This window comes from Streptomyces sp. col6 (assembly GCF_008042035.1).
Classification (GTDB): Bacteria; Actinomycetota; Actinomycetes; order Streptomycetales; family Streptomycetaceae; genus Streptomyces.
Genome location: NZ_RDBL01000027.1, coordinates 158,554 through 173,293, shown reverse-complemented (window position 1 = coordinate 173,293; position 14,740 = coordinate 158,554). Strand labels below are relative to the sequence as shown.

16 protein-coding genes and 1 pseudogene are annotated in these 14,740 nt (G+C 70.1%); 8 read left to right on the top strand and 9 right to left on the bottom strand.

Features of this window, described 5'->3' with window-relative positions; translation table 11 throughout:
• Window positions 1-98 precede the first annotated feature (98 nt).
• From EAO73_RS27935 to EAO73_RS27910, 6 genes are all read left to right on the top strand, one after another.
• Complete coding sequence (locus EAO73_RS27935; protein WP_147974306.1) at window positions 99-1,109, top strand: helix-turn-helix domain-containing protein; 1,011 nt, start codon at window positions 99-101, stop codon at window positions 1,107-1,109.
• 105 nt (window positions 1,110-1,214) lie between these two features.
• Window positions 1,215-2,300 carry an LLM class flavin-dependent oxidoreductase gene (locus EAO73_RS27930; protein WP_147974305.1) on the top strand — a complete coding sequence of 362 codons (1,086 nt, stop codon included), beginning with the start codon at window positions 1,215-1,217 and terminating at the stop codon, window positions 2,298-2,300.
• Window positions 2,297-2,953: a CE1759 family FMN reductase gene (locus tag EAO73_RS27925; RefSeq protein WP_147974304.1), complete on the top strand. Its 657-nt coding sequence runs from the start codon at window positions 2,297-2,299 to the stop codon at window positions 2,951-2,953. The genes EAO73_RS27930 and EAO73_RS27925 overlap by 4 nt, the downstream gene beginning before the upstream one ends.
• 50 nt (window positions 2,954-3,003) lie before the next feature.
• Complete coding sequence (locus EAO73_RS27920; RefSeq protein ID WP_147974303.1) at window positions 3,004-3,405, top strand: SsgA family sporulation/cell division regulator; 402 nt, start codon at window positions 3,004-3,006, stop codon at window positions 3,403-3,405.
• Between the two features lie 165 nt (window positions 3,406-3,570).
• The gene (locus EAO73_RS27915) at window positions 3,571-4,233 is read left to right on the top strand and encodes a hydrolase (RefSeq protein WP_147974302.1); all 663 of its coding nucleotides are present in this window, start codon (window positions 3,571-3,573) and stop codon (window positions 4,231-4,233) included.
• Between the two features lie 75 nt (window positions 4,234-4,308).
• Complete coding sequence (locus EAO73_RS27910; protein ID WP_147974301.1) at window positions 4,309-5,142, top strand: alpha/beta fold hydrolase; 834 nt, start codon at window positions 4,309-4,311, stop codon at window positions 5,140-5,142.
• Window positions 5,143-5,339: 197 nt separating this feature from the next.
• On the opposite strand, the gene EAO73_RS27905 is transcribed toward EAO73_RS27910, so the two are convergent.
• The 5 genes from EAO73_RS27905 to EAO73_RS27885 all read right to left on the bottom strand — a co-directional run bounded on the left by EAO73_RS27905 (window position 5,340) and on the right by EAO73_RS27885 (window position 10,219).
• Complete coding sequence (locus tag EAO73_RS27905; protein ID WP_147974300.1) at window positions 5,340-5,903, bottom strand: Dps family protein; 564 nt, start codon at window positions 5,901-5,903, stop codon at window positions 5,340-5,342.
• Complete coding sequence (locus EAO73_RS27900) at window positions 5,900-6,415, bottom strand: DoxX family protein (RefSeq protein WP_147974299.1); 516 nt, start codon at window positions 6,413-6,415, stop codon at window positions 5,900-5,902. The genes EAO73_RS27905 and EAO73_RS27900 overlap by 4 nt, the downstream gene beginning before the upstream one ends.
• 27 nt (window positions 6,416-6,442) lie before the next feature.
• Window positions 6,443-8,353: an amidohydrolase gene (locus EAO73_RS27895; RefSeq protein ID WP_191134253.1), complete on the bottom strand. Its 1,911-nt coding sequence runs from the start codon at window positions 8,351-8,353 to the stop codon at window positions 6,443-6,445.
• Between the two features lie 82 nt (window positions 8,354-8,435).
• On the bottom strand, window positions 8,436-9,125 hold the full coding sequence (locus EAO73_RS27890; RefSeq protein WP_147974298.1) for a GPR1/FUN34/YaaH family transporter: 690 nt from the start codon (window positions 9,123-9,125) through the stop codon (window positions 8,436-8,438).
• Window positions 9,126-9,250: 125 nt separating this feature from the next.
• Window positions 9,251-10,219, bottom strand: a complete 969-nt coding sequence (locus tag EAO73_RS27885; protein WP_147974297.1) for an alpha/beta hydrolase — start codon at window positions 10,217-10,219, stop codon at window positions 9,251-9,253.
• Window positions 10,220-11,457: 1,238 nt separating this feature from the next.
• Here EAO73_RS27885 and EAO73_RS27880 point away from each other — a divergent pair.
• Window positions 11,458-12,163, top strand: a pseudogene (locus EAO73_RS27880) (helicase associated domain-containing protein); the annotation flags it as partial.
• Here the strand turns inward: EAO73_RS27880 and EAO73_RS27875 are convergent.
• The 4 genes from EAO73_RS27875 to EAO73_RS27855 form a co-directional block, all read right to left on the bottom strand.
• Window positions 12,164-12,535 carry a replication-relaxation family protein gene (locus EAO73_RS27875; RefSeq protein WP_224756489.1) on the bottom strand — a complete coding sequence of 124 codons (372 nt, stop codon included), beginning with the start codon at window positions 12,533-12,535 and terminating at the stop codon, window positions 12,164-12,166.
• Window positions 12,536-12,658: 123 nt separating this feature from the next.
• Window positions 12,659-13,066, bottom strand: coding sequence for an SMI1/KNR4 family protein (locus tag EAO73_RS27865; RefSeq protein WP_147974295.1), 408 nt, complete (start codon window positions 13,064-13,066; stop codon window positions 12,659-12,661).
• Between the two features lie 467 nt (window positions 13,067-13,533).
• Window positions 13,534-13,752 carry a LexA family protein gene (locus EAO73_RS27860; RefSeq protein WP_147974294.1) on the bottom strand — a complete coding sequence of 73 codons (219 nt, stop codon included), beginning with the start codon at window positions 13,750-13,752 and terminating at the stop codon, window positions 13,534-13,536.
• Window positions 13,749-13,997, bottom strand: coding sequence for a hypothetical protein (locus EAO73_RS27855; RefSeq protein WP_147974293.1), 249 nt, complete (start codon window positions 13,995-13,997; stop codon window positions 13,749-13,751). Before EAO73_RS27855 ends, EAO73_RS27860 begins: the two co-directional genes overlap by 4 nt.
• Before the next feature lie 203 nt (window positions 13,998-14,200).
• Between EAO73_RS27855 and EAO73_RS36165 the strand changes: the two genes are divergently transcribed.
• Window positions 14,201-14,599 carry a hypothetical protein gene (locus EAO73_RS36165; protein WP_191134252.1) on the top strand — a complete coding sequence of 133 codons (399 nt, stop codon included), beginning with the start codon at window positions 14,201-14,203 and terminating at the stop codon, window positions 14,597-14,599.
• Window positions 14,600-14,740: the final 141 nt, after the last annotated feature.

Here is a 14,740-nt window from a genome sequence, read left to right as displayed (position 1 = left end):
CGGCGGAAGGAGCCGGACGCAGGGCGATCTGCGGTCGGCTCCTTCCGCACTTCCCGCCCGACTTCCCACTCCGTTCCCAGGAGACAAGGAGCACGCACTTGAGCCTTTTGCTGCCTGCCGCCCCCGTCCACGATGAGGAAGGTCTCGCCCGCTGGGGCTCGCGGTGGGGCGACGCCGCGATGCCGGTGTCCGTCACGACCGCCGACGGCAGGGCCCCGGACGGGGACGTCGTCATACACCGGCTGGGGGCCGTGACCGTCTCCGCCGTCGTGTCGGGCGCGCAGCGCGTGACCCGAGTCCCGGTGCGGAGGTCGGGCGCGGACGAGCCGGACCTCGTGCTCCTGTTGCACCCGCACGGCTCGGCAACGTACCGGCGACGTGACGCCGATGTCCTGGCCGGGCCGAGTGTGCTCCTGATGCACGACAGCGCGCAGTGGTGCTCCCTGTCGTACGCGGGCCCCTTCACCGCTGTTGTGCTGCGGGTGCCCGCGCGGGCGGTCGGTCTTTCCGCGGAGCAGTTGGGCTCGGTAGCCGGCACGGCCCTGCCCACGACGGCCGGGACAGCTGCGCTGCTCGCGTCGCTTCTCCCGGCAGTCACCTCCCCCGCGGGCTGGGCACCCCGCGTCGGCGAACGGCTGGGGGCCGCGCTCGTGGACCTGGTGACGCTCCTCGTACTGGAGCACAGCGCGCCGGATCCGGGGACGGTGCAGAACGGTCCGCGCGGAGAGCTGGTGCGCAGGGTCAGGGCGTACATCGACGGGCACTACCGGGACCCTTCGCTCTCGCCGGAGTCCATAGCCAGGGCCCATCACATCTCGTTGCGGTACCTCCACCGGGTCTTCGAGGCGGAAGAGTCGACCGTGGGCCGGCTCATCCAGCGGCGTCGGCTCGAGGAGAGCGCACGCGAACTGGCCAGGCCCGGGCGCCGGGCCGTGACCGTGGCCGCCGTCGCCCAGCTGTGCGGCTTCACCAACGCGGCCCACTTCAGCCGCACCTTCCGCCAGCTGCACGGATGTTCACCGCTCGAATGGCGGTCGCGCGCCTTCGCCGCGAGCGGCGTGCCGGACGAGGCGGGGCGTTTCCTACGACGGCCGACGGCCGGGCGCTGAGCGGCAAGGCCCCGTACACCGAGCGGCTCCCCGGCCCGCTCCCCCGCTCCTAGCCTCGCACCGGCGCGGTACCCGCCGCGCCGCAGGCTTCGAGTGAGGAACACCATGCAGTTCGGCATCTTCAGCGTCGGCGACGTCACCGCCGACCCCGTCACGGGACGGCCGCCCACCGAGGGGGAACGGCTCAAGGCCATTGTGGCCATCGCGCTCAAGGCGGAGGAGGTGGGTCTCGACGTCTTCGCTCTCGGGGAGCACCACAACCCGCCGTTCGTCCCGTCGTCACCCACCACTGTGCTCGGCTGGATCGCTGCCCGCACCGAGCGCATCGTCCTGTCCACGGCGACGACGCTCATCACGACGAATGACCCGGTGAAGATCGCCGAGGACTACGCGATGCTCCAGCACCTCACGGAGGGTCGGACCGACCTCGTGCTGGGCCGGGGCAACACCGGCCCGGTGTTTCCGTGGTTCGGCAAGGACATCCGGGACGGGATTCCGCTCGCCGTGGAGAACTACGCACTGTTGCGGCGGCTCTGGGACGAGGAGAGCGTCGACTGGGAGGGCCGCTTCCGCACACCGCTGCAGGGATTCACCTCCACTCCGCGCCCGCTCGACGGCGTGCCGCCCTTCGTGTGGCACGGCGCCATCCGCAGCCCCGAGATCGCCGAGCAGGCGGCCTTCTACGGGGACGGCTTCTTCGCCCACAACATCTTCTGGCCGGCGCGCCACTACCAGCGGCTCATCCGCCTCTATCGCAGACGGTTCGCCCACCACGGCCACGGTACGGAGGAGCAGGCGATCGTGGGGCTGGGCGGGCAGGTCTTCATGCGCAAGAACTCCCAGGACGCCATGCGGGAGTTCCGGCCGTACGTCGACAACGCGCCTGTCTACGGGCACGGGGCGTCGCTGGAAGAGTTCACCGAGCAGACCCCGCTCACCGTCGGATCGCCGCAGCAGGTCATCGAGCGGACGCTGCGCTTCCGTGAGGACTTCGGTGACTACCAGCGGCAGCTGTTCCTCATGGACCACGCCGGGCTGCCGCTCAAGACGGTCCTCGAACAGCTCGACATCCTGGGCGAGGAGGTGGTTCCGGTGCTGCGCCGTGAGTTGGCGGCTGCCCGGCCCACCGGCGTCGCCGAGGCTCCCACGCACGCGGCGCGCGTGCGTGACCTGGCGGGGATCGCCCGATGAGCCGCCCCGTGCGGCGCGTCGTGGTCGTGGCGGGCGGGCTCGGCGTCCCTTCGGCGACGGCTCTGCTCGCGTCCCGGCTCGGCGAGGCGACGCGCAACGCCTGCGCGGAGGTGGGGGTCGAGTGCGTCACCGAGGAGGTCTCGTTGCGTCCGCTCGCCCGTGACATCGCCTCCGCTCTCGTCACTGGTTTCCCGCCGCCCGCCCTCGAAGAGGCGCTGGAGCGCGTACGTGCGAGCGACGCGCTCATCGCGGTGTCGCCGGTCTTCGCGGCATCGTTCTCGGGGCTCTTCAAGTCGTTCGTGGACCTGTGGGACCCGGACGGTTTCACCGGTCGGCCGGTCCTCGTCGCCGCGACGGGCGGAACGAGTCGGCACTCGCTCGTCCTGGACCACGCCCTGCGGCCTCTCTTCGCGTATCTGCGTGCCGCGGTCGTTCCCACTGGTGTCTTCGCGGCTACCGCCGACTGGGGTGCGGGCGCCGAGGAGGCCGATGCCGCGCTGCCCCGCCGCATCGAGCGTGCGGCGGCCGAACTCGCCACCGCCCTTGCCGTGCGCGGGGCTTCGGCGGTGTCCGGTTTCGCCGAGCAGGAAGAGGAGGGCATCCGTGCGTTCGCGGCGCAATTGCGCAGCCCCCACGCGAACTCGGCGGGGTAGCCGCCGGGCTCGGGGGGGGGCCTGTGCCGTCGTACGTGGACGGAGCGGACATGAACGGCGTCGTACACGTACTGACCGCGGACGTCGTCGGGCCGCACGCTCATCTGGCACGGTTCACCGTCCATCTGCGGCATCTTCCGCACGACCCGCTCGCCGTCCACTGCGACTTCCTGTCACCCGACGGTCGACCGGCGGTGACCTGGGTCTTCGCGCGGGCTCTGCTGGAGGAGGGTGTGCACGGCCTGGCCGGTGAGGGCGACGTACGCGTACGTGCGGCAGGTACTCATACGGAACTGGTCCTGCGGTCGCCCTCAGGCAGGTGCGTCCTGTACCTCCGTACCGCCGCTGTGCTCACCTATCTCGCCCGCACCGACACCTGGCCGCCGGCGGTCGCGGAGTGCGTCGCGCGAGCGGTCGACGAACTGCTCGCGGGCCTCACGACGGCCGGCTGACGTCTCCGTCCCGGGGCCGCAGGTGTGCAGGCAGGGCACAGGAAGCGGGCCTTCACAGTCAACTGCCTTTTCTCCGAAAGCCGTAGGTTCGCCATGCCGAGCGCGGCACCGGTCGGTGTCCGGCTGCTCCTACCTCATCCCGCTTATCTCACCCAAGGAATCACCATGTTCGATCCCAGCTCCGTCCAGGCCGCCCCGAGTCCGGACCTGCTGACAGCCGACAGCGCGATGATGCTCTTCGTCGACCACCAGCCGCAGATGTTCTTCGGCGCGGCGAGCGCCGACCGTGCAGGCGTCATCAACGCCACGGTCGGTCTCGCGAAGTCCGCGCGCGTCTTCGACGTGCCGGTGGTGCTGTCCACGGTGGCCGCCGAGTCCTTCTCCGGCCCGATCCTGCCGCAGCTCCTGGATGTCTTCCCCAAGCACGAGGTCATCGACCGCACCTCGATGAACGCGTGGGAAGACGCCGCGCTCGTCGAGGCGGTCAAGGTCACCGGACGCCGCAAGATCATCCTGTCCGGCCTCTGGACCGAGGTCTGCCTCGTCCTGCCCGCCCTGTCCGCGCTCGGTCAGGGCTACGAGGTGTACGTCGTCGCCGACGCATCCGCGGGCGTCACCGCGGAGTCGCACGAGCACGCTATGCAGCGCATGACGGCTGCGGGCGCCGTGCCCGTCACCTGGCTCCAGGTGCTCCTCGAACTCCAGCGCGACTGGGCGCGCGGCGAGACCTACGCCGCGACGCTCGATGTCGTGAAGGAGCACGGTGGCGCGTACGGCATGGGCGTCGTCTACGCCCAGTCGATGATCAGCCCGCACGCGGCCGGCTGATCCCCCCCTGGTGCCGGCGCCCATGTGGTGCCGGGCACCCGTCATTCCCATCCCGCCTTCCCGAAGGAACCCACCATGTCTTTCCTCACCGTCGGCCATGAAAACAGCACCCCCATCGACCTCTTCTACGAGGACCACGGCAGCGGCCGGCCCGTCGTCCTCATCCACGGCTACCCGCTGGACGGCCACTCCTGGGAGAAGCAGCTTCCCGTCCTGCTCGACGCCGGCTACCGCGTCATCACGTACGACCGGCGGGGCTTCGGGCAGTCGTCGCAGCCCACGACCGGCTACGACTACGACACCTTCGCCGACGACCTGCACGCGATCATGGAGCGGCTCGACCTGCGGGACGCGGTCCTCGTGGGCTTCTCGATGGGCACGGGCGAGGTCGGCCGCTACCTCGGCAGGTACGGGTCCGGGCGCGTTGCCAAGGCGGTGTTCCTCGCGGGCCTCGAACCCTTCCTGCTGAAAACGGACGACAACCCGTACGGCGTCGACGGCGCCGTCTTCGACGGCATCCTGGACGCCGTGACCCGCGACCGCTACGCCTACTTCGAGGACTTCTACCGGGACTTCTACAACCTGGACGAGAATCTCGGAATCCGCATCAGCGAAGCCGTCGTGCGCGCCAACTGGGCGACGGCGGCGGGCTCCTCCGCGTACGCCTCACGCGCGGCCGTCCCGACGTGGCTCACCGATTTCCGCGACGACATCCCGAAGATCGACGTGCCGGCCCTGATCGTGCACGGCAGCGGTGACCGCATCCTGCCGATCGGCGCGACCGCCGAGCGCTTCCACGCGGCGCTGCCCGCCGCCGAGTACGTCGTGATCGACGGCGCCCCGCACGGTCTGCTGTGGACGCACGCGGAGGAGGTCAACGAGGCGCTGCTGGCATTCCTGAAGCGGTAACTCCCTTCTTCTAAGGCTCCCGGGTGCCGGGGCGGTGACGAACGACGTCACCACCCCGGCACCTTCGTGCGTCCGGGCGTGGGGAGCCACCGTTGCGTCGCCGACTCACGGTACGTGGGTGTCCCAGGAGGCCGCGCGGGCGCAGCGAAACGCCCCGCGTCCGGGAGACCGGGCGCGGGGCGGGTGGTGGGGGGGGATCAGCGGGCCCGGAGGTTGCCGGGAGCGGAGGCGTCCTTCGCCGCCTCGGCCGCGAGGAACCACGCCTGCCGCTCGCCCGTGCGGACGATCGAGGACACGAGCAGGTCCTCGGTGCCGGGGTCGCCGAGGGCGCCGATCCGGGTGGCGGCCTCGCGGACGTCCACGAGGATGCCTTCGTGTGTCGTGAGCAGCCGGTGCAGGAGATCCGGCACGTCCTCGGTCCCGTCGGGGAAGCGGGGCACGGAGGTCAGTTCGGCGGCGTGCCGGGGATCGGCGACGGCGACCCCGCCGAGGATCTGCACCCGTTCCGCCAGCTCGTCGACGAGCGCCTGCTGTTCGCCGGCGTGCCGGTCGAAGAGGAGGTGCAGCGAGTGGAAAAGGCCTCCGCGCACCTGCCAGTGACTCTTCTTGTAGAGGGCGTACAGCATGTGGGTGTCGGCGAGTACGCGGTTGAGGCGCTGGGCCGCGTACCGCCGGGTGTCGGCTGTGAGGCCTAGCGGCACGGGGCGCACCGTCCCGAATTCCTGGAGTACGGCGGGGCGGGAGGTCTGCTGGGTTGTCATGAGGCGTTCCTCGGGGTGGTCGCGGGTGAGGGTGTGCGGTGCAGGAGCAGACGGGTCAGCAGGCCGCTGGCGAGCCCGAGTGCAAGGCAGCCGGTGCTCAGCCAGGCGGGCCAGGGGGTGATGTCGAGCCGGGAGTCCAGTGACCAGGCACCGGGGCCGGCCAGGACGAGTGCGGCCGGGACCGCGATGAGGAGCAGGGGGTATTCGTAGCCGTCGTTCTGCACCCACAGGCCATGCGGGCGTTTGACGGTGAGGGCGACGGTCATGACGCCCATCACGCCGGCGCCGGCGAGCGGGGTGAGGGCTCCGGCGGCGAGCAGCAGTCCGGCGCCCACCTGGGTGCCTCCGGCGGCGAGAGCGGTGAGCCGCCCGCCGCGGAATCCGTCCTGCCGGAACTCCTCGACGCCGCCCGCGAGGCCCTTGCCACCGAGCCGGAAACTGATCTTCTGCACTCCGTGGCCGGCCACGAGCAGTCCCGTGACGAGCCGGAGCAGCAACAGCGCGCTGTCCACGCGTGTTTCTCCTTGTGGTGAGGTCGGTCAGAGCACATAGCAGGGGTCGAAGACCCGTGGCGCGGTGCCCTCGGGAGCGAAGCCGCGCGCCACCCGCCACTGCCGGTGCTGTTCGGAGGCGCCGACCGCCTCGGCGATCCGGTCGGCCTGCCGCGCTCCGATGAGACCTGGCGGCGGTGTGGCCTGGTAGCCGCCGAAGTGGGCGACGGGACTCCAGGCCGGGGCGAGCGGCGGCAGCGCCTCATCGACGCCCTCGTGCTCGGCCGCCGCGTACACGATCCGGCCGCCCACGACGGTCAGTACGGACTCGATGTGCGGGATGTCGTCCTGGTGGACGGAGAAGTAGTCGTGGCTCAGCAGGGTGAAGTCGGCGTAGCGGCCGACGCCCAGGGTGCCCTTAACGTTCGCCTCGCCCGTGATCCGGGCTCCGCCGATGGTGTACAGCTCCAGGGCGCGTTCGCGGCTCAGCAGCCGCTCCGGCGGGTAGAGGCATAGGTCCCCGACCGTGCGCCCGGTGACGAGCCAGTGCAGCGCGACCCATGGGTTGTACGAGGAGACACGCGTCGCGTCGGTCCCGGCGGCCACGGTCAGACCGGCCTCCAGCATCTCGCTGACCGGTGGGGTGCGGGCGGCGGCCTGTGCTCCGTACCGTTCGGCGAAGACCCGGCCCTGGAACGACATCCGGTTCTGCACGCCGATGGCCCCGCCCAGCGCGGCGATCCGCTCCAGGCTGCCGGAGGAGACGGTCTCGGCATGGTCGAAGAGCCAGCGGCCCTGCCCGGGGAACAGCCCGTCGGCGGCGAGCTTCTCGAAGACGGCGAGGTCCCGGCGGATCGTCTCGTCGTACGTGGCGTGGAGACGAAAGCCCCAGCCGTGTTCGAGGAGCAGCCGGACGGCCTTCTCGAACTCGCTCTCGTAGCCGGGGGCGAGGCCGGGACGGGGTTCGGCGAAGTTCTCGAAGTCGGCGGCGGCCCAGATCAGGTTCTCGCCGGCCCCGTTGAGCCGTAGCCAGGCGTCGCCCTCGTCAGGCTTCACCATGTCCGTCCAGCGGGCCAGGTCCGCCAGTTCCTGCCCGGCGGTCTGGGGGAAGAGGTGGTAGGCGATGCGCAGGGACAGCTCTCCGGCGCGGGCGAGGTCGGTGACGGCGGCGTAGTTATCGGGGAAGTTCTGGAAGCCGCCTGCCGCGTCGACCGCCGAGGTGAGCCCGAAGCGGTTGAGTTCGCGCAGGAAGTGCCGTGTGGACAGGCGCTGCTCCTCGGGGCCGAGGCCGGGGGCGCGGGCGAGCGTCGAGTAGAGGACGAGGGCGCTGGGAGCGGCCAGGAGGAGGCCAGTGGGCTCGCCGTCGCGGCCCCGGACGATCTGGCCGCCGGCGGGGTCGGGGGTGTCGCGGGTGAGTCCGGCCGCGCGGACGGCGGCCCGGTTGAGCAGCGCGGACTGGTAGAGGTGCAGCACGAAGACGGGTGTGTCGGGGGCGGCCGCGGTCAGTTCGGCGACGGTCGGCATGCGGCGTTCGGCGAACTGGTCGGCGGTCCAGCCGCCCACGACACGGATCCACTGGCCCTTCGGCGTACGCCCGGCCTGTTCACGCAGCATGGCCAGGGCCTGTCGCAGCGAGGGCACACCGTCCCAGCGCAGTTCGAGTACGTAGTTGAGTCCGCCGCGGATCACGTGCAGATGGGAATCGTTGAGGCCGGGCACTACACGGCGCCCGAGGGCGTCCACGACGCGGGTGCCTGGGCCGGTCACAGCGGCGACGTCGGTCTCGTCACCGACCGCGAGGATCACGCCGTCGCGTACGGCGAGGGCCGAAGCAGCGGGCCGGGCCGGGTCACCGGTCCACACCTTGGCGTTACGGACGACGAGGTCGGCGCCGGCCGCTGGGGCGAGGCCCGGCTGCGGAGTGAACCCGCCGACGGGCATGGGGGTGCTGCTGGTCATGGAAAGAGGCTCCAGTGGGTTGTGGAAGGGGCACGGCGGCAGGAACGCGACGCCTGCCCGAACGTAGGGGCTGCGTCGGTCCTCAGAGAGTGCGGCGCACGCCTGCGTGACGTTCGAGGTTGCGCAGCTGCACACTCAGGTCGCCCTCGACGGCGTGGTGCGCCGGGCCGCTGCGACCCAGGGGCAGCACCTCCTCGCCCCGCATGTCCTCCAGCATCAGCGCGAACGCGGCATAGAGGGCGACGGCCGCGAGAAGCAGACCGAGAGCTCCGGAGAGGACGGTGAGCGCGTGCGCGCCGCTCAGCCCGGCAGCGGCGGCCACACCGAAGCGGGGCACGGCCACGCACAGCACGAACCACAGCGCGCGTTTGGCGCGGGCGACGGACGCCATGAGCAGCGCGAAGAGCGTGAAGCACAGATTGAGCACGCCGAGGACGCGCGGTCCGTGCTCCGGGTGCAGGGCGAGGACGAGGGCGTTGGCGAGCCACATACCGGAGAAACACGCCATGAGCGTCGCCGCCAGGACGTCACGTGCTCCGAAGGCGAGTACAGCGACCAGAAGTTGCAGGACGAACGCGGGCAGGATCGTGAAGGCCACGGCCCGGCCCGCGTCCTCGCCGAGGATTCCGAGCTGATAGGTCCCTGCGACGACGGAGGCGATACCGACGGCGTAGAAGCCGAGGGGCATCGGGGAAGCGATGGGCCGCAGGTTGATGCGGGTCATCGCGCGCAGATCGGGTTCGAAGCGTCGGGCGGGTGAAGGTGTGGTCATGATGATCACCTGTCGGAGAAGACTGCCGCCCCATCAGGGCAGCACGGCGGGGCGGGACCGGCCGGTGTCGCATGGAGGCCGGTCCCGCCTGGGGCAGGGTTCGATACCGCGGGGTGACGCGGAGATCAGCGCGGCGACAGGGCCGAACGCAGTGTGGCGACGGCGAGGGAGATCGCGGACTCGGCGGCCTGTGTTCCGCGCAGCGCGTTGAGCATGACGAAGTCGTGGATCACGCCCTGGTACCGCACGGCGGTCACCGGCACCCCGGCGGCGCGCAGCTTCGCGGCGTACGCCTCCCCCTCGTCGCGCAGCACGTCCGCCTCCGCGGTGATGACGAGCGCCGGCGGAAGGCCGGTCAGCTGGTCGGTCGTGGCGCGCAGCGGGGATGCGGTGATGCGGGCGCGGTCGCTCTCCTCGGTCGTGTATTGGTCCCAGAACCAGCGCATGCCGTCACGGCGCAGGAAGTAGCCCTCGGCGAACTGCTCGTAGGAGGCAGTGTCGAAGGAGGCGTCGGTGACCGGATAGAACAGCACCTGCTGGCGCAGAGCGAGGCCGCCGCGCTCCTTGGCCATGAGGGTGAGCGCCGCGCTCATGTTGCCGCCCACCGAGTCACCCACGACGGCGATCCGTTCGCCGTCCAAGCCGTACAGGGCGCCGTCGGTGACGATCCAGCGCGCCACGGCCCAGTTCTGCTCGATCGCGACGGGATAACGTGCCTCGGGCGAGAGCGCGTACTCGGGAAAGACAACGGCCGCGCCGGTTCCGTCGGCGAGCTCGCACACCAGCCGGTCGTGGGTGTGCGCGTTACCGAAGACCCAGCCGGCACCATGGATGTAGAGGATCACCGGGAGCGGCCCCGTGGACCCGGCAGGCCGCACGATACGTACGCGCACGTCGCCGGCATCGGACGGGACGGTCGCCCACTCCTCGTCTACCTCTGGCAGCTCCACGGAGCCGGACTGCGCCTCGTCCACGGCGGCACGCCCCTCGGCAGGGGCGAGGTCGAAGAGGTAGGGGGGCTGCTCGGTCGCCTCGGCGAACGCAGCGGCGGCCGATTCCAGGACAGGTGAGGGCGGAGCGGGAAAGGATTGCATGAATGGTCTTCTTCCAGCACTCAGAGGGGTACGTCGGAGCAGAAGGTGCTGCTCCGAAGAGCACGCTAGGCACGACCAACAGCGAGTCCCCCCGCTGCGCGCACCACTCCTTGCTCCGCAGCGCACAGCGCTTCGTCAGCGTCAGCGCCGCTCGAGGACTTCCGACCACAAGCCGAGGCAGCAACCGCAGAACGAGCGGGCAGCCGGCGGGCCTCCTTCCTCGCCCCCACACCAGAGGACACGCACGCGCCTGCGCTACTCAACGCACCGCATTGACCGCCCTCAGGGACTCGGGACTACTTTCACGCTCCGCCGGTGAGCGTCAGCAAGCCTGTCGCTGCTTGGTGAGAGCTGCTCGCTCACTGCGGCCCGCCGGTCGCTGACCTCACTCACCCGATCGTCTCCCTGCTCCCGGTCCCACTTGGGCAACTCGCTGACCCGTGCATTAACGGGCTTGGGTCAGCAATCGGCGAGACGGACACCGAGCCGGTGCCCTGCCGCACCTACCACGAGTTCGTCGGCGGGCCGCTTGACGTTACCGACTGAACCAGAGACATGCTCGCCAGCAGTGCCTGACTGATGGTCGCACTGAGCGCGTACGGGCCCGGCGGCCGCGCCTCCTACACCCCCGACCACGCCGACGGCCCGTTCATCTGGGAGGGACGCGCCCTGAGCGCAACTACTGGCCCCTAGCTTTGGCGCTGCGGAGCAGCGGCCGGAGGAGAGTGGGTCGGGGCTGCCGCCACAATCACACCTGGAGCGACAGTCGGCTGGGGCTCCGTCGTCGGAGCAAGATCCGTCGTCGCCAAAGACGGACCAGCTACGAGGGTGTTAACGGGCACAAGCGTTGTCGAACGCCGACCGCTGAAGACACCGTCCGAAGCCGTCACCATTTTTGAACGCTGACTGTTTGTCTGGGCGATAGCGGCTTCGAGTCGCGTGTCGTCACCGTCCAGCACAACCGGCTGCGGGACCCCCGGATGAAGAACCACTACAACGACTGGAAAGCCATGGCCCGCGACGGCGTCCCACTGCTGCGCATGCAAGCCGCCGCGCCAATATGCCGTCGTCGTTCTCGTCCAGCTCGACCGCGTCCGGATCGTGCAGCGTGCGCAGGCAACCCGATCCACCTACCGCACGTAACCAGCACTCCCCCACGTCTACCACGTAGTTCACCCGACATCATCTCCGCAGGTGACAACCCAAACAAACATCCCTCACACCCAAACCACCCCTAGATAAAGGGCCTGCGCTCGCATGACGAACGTCTGGTCGAGCAGCTCGCCTCCCGTGCCCTCACCAGCGGACAGCGCACCATCCACGTCCAGCGCGACGAGGACGGGCGGATCGTCGGCGCCGGCGAGAGCGACGGCGACGGCGAGGACCAGGAGCACGACGACGGCGCAGGCGCGGCTGCCGAGTCCGCGCTGTCCCCGGGACGCGGCGACGATTTCGGCGTTCCTGCGGACCCGGGTCTACCGGCCGGAGTCGCTGGTGTGGCTGGAGGGCTACCAAGCCCTGCTCCGGTGGCGCAAGGAGAACGAGATCACCGGCGTCTACGCCGTTCCCTACGACGTCGAGGTGGAAGTGGGCGTCACGAAGGATTTTCCGCTCGGCCGCTGGGTCCATCAGCAGCGGAAAGCGCTGCGGGGCGGGAAGCTGGAAGAACGGCGCAAGGTGCTGCTGGACGCGCCGGAGGCCGGAATGGTCTGGGAGCCGGGCGAGGAAGCGTGGGAGGCCAAGCTCGCCGCGCTCCGCTCCTACCGGCGCGCCACCGGGCACCTCGCACCCCGCCAGGACGCCGTCTGGGACGACCCCACCGGCACCGGGCCCGTACCCATCGGGCAGTACATGGCCAACCTCCGCCGCAAAGGCACCAAGAACGGCCTCGGGAAGGACCCCGACCGGGCTGCGGAACGGGCGGCGATCGACAAGGACTGGAACTCAGCACTTCGCGATCACCGTAGCGGCGTCGGCCGCCACCCGCTCGGGGTTGCGGGCACCGAGCGGGTTGAAGACCAGGAGCACCGGTGGGTACGGGTCGTCGCCCCATGTCCCGGGTGGGGTGGTCCAGCGGGTGCGCCACATCGGCTGCGCCTTGCCCGCGGTGTCCTTCACCTTGCGGTGGTAGAAGCGGGCGTACTTCTCCAGCTTGCCCGCGAGCTCTTCCGCGGTCTCGTGGCAGTTGTCGACCTCGATGAACAGCAGCGGGATGTTGTCCTGGGGGGCGGTGAGGACGATGTCGGCCTGGGCGCCGCCCCGGCCCGGGGTGCTCCAGGCCCCGGCCACCGGCAGGGGGACCTGAACCACCGCCACACCGACAAGCCCACCTCGGCGAAGCAAAAGACGGCCCGCACCGCCACTCACACCGCAGCCCTCGCCGACCTGCGCACCCACCGCCTCGCCGCGAACGGCAGCTCCACCAGCACCGGCGAGACCCTACGTCACGGACGGCTCCCCCTGCTCTCCGCATGTCCGGTAATCGAGGGCGATCCAGCAGTGGCCATCACCGGAGAGCAGCACAAGAGGTGAAGGAAGACTCCATTCCTCAACCAGATAACCCGAGTCCAGCAACGACGGCTGGCCGTCGTGACGGCCGATGCCCATCATGTCGTCGAGCGGAACGTGGTTCTCGCTCCACGAGGTCGGCACATCGGTCGGGAACGCGTTCCACACCTCCGCCACCGGACCCCCGTTTCGGACCCGCAAGATCTCCAGCAACGAGGCCGGCAGACGGACACCGAGCTGGCGCTCGGCATCCTGAACGACCGCGTCGGTCAGCGGCGGCTGAACCCCGTACAGGCCCTCGCCCCAGAACGTCGCCTTAACCTCATCAAACCGAGTCACGAGCGCATCCTATGGACCTCACTACCCGACTTGACGATCTATAGGAGCTTCAACGCTCCGTTCCGCCCTGACCAGCACCTTCGCGGGGTTTCGACGACCGGGCACCGAAGGGGGATCCCATCGGGCATCTGCAGGGGCCACCGCAGGTGCCGGCCGGGCCCACACCTCAAGGTCGCCAGGGTTACGGGCAGGGCGGCCGACGACGTACGGCGGCACGCTCGCGGACAGGTGGTACACGGCATCGGGGCTCCTTCACTGCACCGGACGGGGACACGGGCAGCCTGCGGGGGCACCCCTTGACCACGGTCTGACGAGTTCCGGGCAGCGCGCTGCGCCAAGGAGAAACGAGACCAGCCGGAAGCGGCGCTGTGGGCCTGGGGCAGTGTTCGGGTCAGCGCCCGCAGCGAATGAGCCAGCGTTTCCACCCCGGTCCGCCCAGCGCCCGGACCGCTGACCCAGTACCCGGGTTAGGGATGCAGGCGGCAGGTCTGCCAGCGCCGGCCGGTACGGCTGATGAACCCGAGCACCTCCAGGCGCCCGAGCAGGTATGCGACCGAGCTCGTACTCGGCAACCCGACCCGGGCACCAATCACCCTGACCGACGGGCCTTCACCGTGCTCGGCGATCCACTCCCGCACCGCGCGCAGGACGGCCTCCTGCCGCGGCGACAACCCGGCCGGGTTCACGCCGATCGCTCATCACGTCGTTGCCCAGACGCACGGGCGCGGCGGCGCAGCTCCATCCGGGCCGCCGGCACACAGCCGGGAGTGGTCGACCAGAACGGGTGCGTGTGCAGGAGGACCGACAGCCGCAGCAGGCGTCGGCGCAGCACGGTGGAGTGGCGGGGGTGCGGTACGGCCAGGGCGTTGTAGGTGGCGTTCCATGCCTGCTGCGCACGGACGAGGCTGTCAGGGAAGCGGAGGGAGTCCATCCACCGATTAGAGCATCTGTTCGATTTTTTGTGCACGTAGGTCCCTCGTCCGTGGGCGTGTACGCACACGGCTGTCCTATGACAGCGAACCTTGATCGATTGCCACTGAAGTTGGACCACTGCCCGGTTCGTGCCATCGAAGTTTGACCTGCCCGGTCAGGACGCGGCTGAGCAGTGTCAGACCCTTGCTGGATGATCTGGCCATGCTGATTGCGACCAACGAGCGCGGCCACGTGGTGAAGCGTCCGTCCAAGCCTGCTATCGGGACGATGCTGGCCAACCTGCGGCGGGGGGACGCCCACATGGTCCTGGAGCGGGTGGACGAGGAGCGGCCCGGTAGTTGGTACATCCAGGTCCTGCTTCGAGAGAACAACACCTACCAGCTGGAATACCGAGACGGCGTGGCTGAGCTGCACTACCAGACGCAGGCGATCTCCCAGGAGAAGGCCCTCGGGGCACTGCTCGGCTGGGCAGGCGCGAAGTCGGGCTGGCGGGACGGCTTCATGTGGAACAACATCGCGAAGCAGTTCGGCCCCAGCGAGCGTGAGACCCCGGAGCCGTCCGACAGCGTGGAGCCGTCGCCCGGTCCGGAACTGTCCTGACCAGGCCAGTGGCGGATCGATAGGCACTGATCATGGACGTAGGCAGCGGACCGCGTGGAACGGCCGATAGCACCCCCTTGTCCGCCCTCTGGCCGACCGCCGACACCGGGGACGTCATGGCGGTCGCAGAGCTGGGGGTGC

Coding starts and splice junctions, on each gene's coding strand:
- EAO73_RS27905 (WP_147974300.1), bottom strand. CDS start 5,903: ATGACAACCCAGCAGACCTCCCGCCCCGCCGTACTCCAGGAATTCGGG.
- EAO73_RS27895 (WP_191134253.1), bottom strand. CDS start 8,353: ATGACCAGCAGCACCCCCATGCCCGTCGGCGGGTTCACTCCGCAGCCG.
- EAO73_RS27855 (WP_147974293.1), bottom strand. CDS start 13,997: ATGGACTCCCTCCGCTTCCCTGACAGCCTCGTCCGTGCGCAGCAGGCA.
- EAO73_RS27910 (WP_147974301.1), top strand. CDS start 4,309: ATGTCTTTCCTCACCGTCGGCCATGAAAACAGCACCCCCATCGACCTC.
- EAO73_RS27885 (WP_147974297.1), bottom strand. CDS start 10,219: ATGCAATCCTTTCCCGCTCCGCCCTCACCTGTCCTGGAATCGGCCGCC.
- EAO73_RS27920 (WP_147974303.1), top strand. CDS start 3,004: ATGAACGGCGTCGTACACGTACTGACCGCGGACGTCGTCGGGCCGCAC.
- EAO73_RS36165 (WP_191134252.1), top strand. CDS start 14,201: ATGCTGATTGCGACCAACGAGCGCGGCCACGTGGTGAAGCGTCCGTCC.
- EAO73_RS27925 (WP_147974304.1), top strand. CDS start 2,297: ATGAGCCGCCCCGTGCGGCGCGTCGTGGTCGTGGCGGGCGGGCTCGGC.
- EAO73_RS27915 (WP_147974302.1), top strand. CDS start 3,571: ATGTTCGATCCCAGCTCCGTCCAGGCCGCCCCGAGTCCGGACCTGCTG.
- EAO73_RS27930 (WP_147974305.1), top strand. CDS start 1,215: ATGCAGTTCGGCATCTTCAGCGTCGGCGACGTCACCGCCGACCCCGTC.
- EAO73_RS27890 (WP_147974298.1), bottom strand. CDS start 9,125: ATGACCACACCTTCACCCGCCCGACGCTTCGAACCCGATCTGCGCGCG.